At 55.4% G+C, this 2,398-nt stretch carries 5 protein-coding genes; all 5 read right to left on the reverse strand.

The annotated features are described in order from the left end of the window. On the reverse strand, nucleotides 1-128 hold a 128-nt coding region (locus AC1DLB_RS27690; protein ID WP_477786066.1), incomplete at its 3' end, for an OmpA family protein. A 107-nt stretch (nucleotides 129-235) separates the two neighbouring features. Next, nucleotides 236-826, reverse strand: a complete 591-nt coding sequence (gene sigX, locus AC1DLB_RS27695) for an RNA polymerase sigma factor SigX (protein ID WP_017337463.1) — start codon at nucleotides 824-826, stop codon at nucleotides 236-238. 86 nt (nucleotides 827-912) lie between these two features. Continuing rightward, nucleotides 913-1,737, reverse strand: coding sequence for a mechanosensitive ion channel family protein (locus AC1DLB_RS27700; protein ID WP_007940637.1), 825 nt, complete (start codon nucleotides 1,735-1,737; stop codon nucleotides 913-915). 2 nt (nucleotides 1,738-1,739) lie between these two features. Further along, a complete protein-coding gene (locus AC1DLB_RS27705; protein ID WP_007940635.1) occupies nucleotides 1,740-1,988 on the reverse strand; it encodes a hypothetical protein in 249 nt (82 codons plus the stop codon). Between the two features lie 63 nt (nucleotides 1,989-2,051). After that, nucleotides 2,052-2,398, reverse strand: a 347-nt coding sequence (locus tag AC1DLB_RS27710; RefSeq protein ID WP_477786065.1) for a CorA family divalent cation transporter, incomplete at its 5' end; no start/stop codon positions are given.

Here is a 2,398-nt window from a genome sequence, read left to right on the forward strand (position 1 = left end):
CTGTCGTACTGTTCTTTCTTGGCGAAGCCTTCGATTTCAACTGCGCCTTGGCCTTGTGCCAGCGCGCCGAACGAAGTAGCGGCAATAAGAGAACCAATGGCCAAGCCCAAGGTGTTTTTCAGTTTCATCCGTTAAATCCCCATCTGGTGATTGTGAAGCAGTCCCGCAAACCGGGGGACAACTCGGCGGCAAGTCTATCAGAACTTGCCTACACGTAAGAGATATTTGCGCCAAACTAAGTTTCGGCAATGCCTGCAAATTTCTCACGCAATTTGTCTAGAGCGCGTTTGTACCGCATTTTTGTTGCACTCAAGCCCATGTGCATGATGTCTGCGATCTCCTGAAACTCCAGCTCTGCGACAAAACGTAGCACCAGAATTTCACGATCAATCGGGTTCACATACACCAGCCAGCGATCAAGTCCGCCCTTCTCCTCGGGTTTCGGCGCCTTTTCTTCAGACGCTTCCTCGAGGGGGTCCAGACTCAAAGCGTCCATCAAGCGACGCTTACGCCGTTCCTTCCGATACTGCGTGATGCACTCGTTGTACGTGATGCTGTAGAGCCACGTCTTGAACTTCGATTTGCCCTCGAAGTTCTTCAGGCCGTACAGCACCTTCAACATCACTTCCTGACAGACATCGTCTGCATCACGATCGTTCCCCAGGTACCGTGCACAAACGTTAAATAATGTTCGCTGGTAACGCCGCATCAGTTCTTCATAGGCGCGCGTTACGTGAAACAGCTCGGTATGCGAGCGCGCGACCAACTCCTCATCAGAGAGCTCGCGGGGGTCGTAGCGCGTGGAGAGCGATTGAGCTTTATTCAAAACAAGTCGGGCCGACAGTCAGGTCAATGTCCGCCGCAACCCCTCAGGGCATTTTGCGGCGGCATACATTAGCAGGATTTGCCGGGTTAGCGGCTACTCACATGCTGCTCCAGGAGAATCCGATTCGAGAGAGAGACTAGCTCACCCTCGTCGGTCAGCACCGTGGTTTTCACCGTGCCGATCTCTTCGATCTGCCCTTCGACCTCGCCAACACGCACTTGTTGCCCAACCTGATACAACTCTCGCACATAGATTCCCGCAAGAATCTGACCGGCAATTTCCCGGCTTCCCAACCCCATGGCCAGCGCAACCGCCAGACCAACGGTAATCAAGACGATCACAATCACGTGGTTGAGCAGGTCTGTCTTGACCTCCAACTGGCTGATCGCAACCGAAATACTGATGATGATCACCAGGCCCTGGGCAATCCGCCCCAGGCCCGCGGCGTAATCCAGCCCTACACCTTCTGCCGCGCCACGTACCAGCCCATTGGCCAGTTGCGCCAGCAAGACACCCACCAGCAGCACCAGCGCCGCGCCGAATACTTTCGGAACATACAGCGCCAGCATGTCCAGCGTAGCCGAAACTCGTTCAAGTCCAAGGGATTCTGCGGCAGAAACGAGAAAAATCAGCAGGACGAACCAGTAGACAATTTTGCCGATCAGCGTCGAAATAGGCACCTGGAGGCCGGCGCGGGACAGCAATTTGGTCAGTCCGGTGCCACCCATCAGGCGATCAAGGCCCAATTTGGCGAGCAATTTTGAGAGCAGCGTGTCCAGCAGCTTGGCCACGACAAAACCCAGCAGCAGCACAACCAGTGCGCCAAACAGGTTCGGAATGAAGTTCGCAACTTTGGTCCACAACGCAGTCATTGCAGTGACGAGGCTCTGAGTCCAGAGATCAAGTTCCATATTCAATCAGCCTTATCAGCAGTGCGGGCGGTAGGTTTACGCAGACGAGAAACCGGCGCTACATGGGCCGATCCGTTATTCAGGGCGATCATCAGCGCGGGCAGCCAACGGCCCAGAAGGCTGAACAGATCGCCGGCACCGACCTGGCGGTTGGCGGTTTTCAGTACACGCCCCAGACAGGCATCGTCGTCACGGCTGGACGGCGATGCTTTGAGCATGTCACGCAAAGACTGTTCAAACGGATCGTGCATACGCACCTCTCGTGATGTCTGTCAAAGACGCGGTTAGATTTGGTCGGGTCACATGGCTCATCGTCAGACCCAGCGTAAACGTCGGAATAACCACCACTGCCCCAGCGCCACCAAGACCATCAACAGGCAGGCGATCAGGAAGCCGTAGGGGTTGGCAGAGAACGGAATACCGCCGACGTTGATGCCCAAAAGACCGGTCAGAAAACTCATCGGCAAAAAGATTCCGGTGATGATCCCGAAGCGATACATCGTGCGGTTCATGCGCACGCTCAAACGCCGGTCTTCAGCCTCCAGGACCAGCCCCACGCGCTCCCGGGTCAATTCCAGTTCCTCGAGGTAACGGGTCAGGCTGTTGTTCAATTCGTTCCAGTAATCGCCATCGTCTTCGCAGAACCACGGCAGTTTTATCC

Source organism: Pseudomonas sp. 05N434, assembly GCF_056396965.1.

Bases quoted from the DNA above. Each gene is read 5' to 3' on its own strand.
- AC1DLB_RS27700 (WP_007940637.1), bottom strand. From the start codon at position 1,737: ATGGAACTTGATCTCTGGACTCAGAGCCTCGTCACTGCAATGACTGCG.
- AC1DLB_RS27705 (WP_007940635.1), bottom strand. From the start codon at position 1,988: ATGCACGATCCGTTTGAACAGTCTTTGCGTGACATGCTCAAAGCATCG.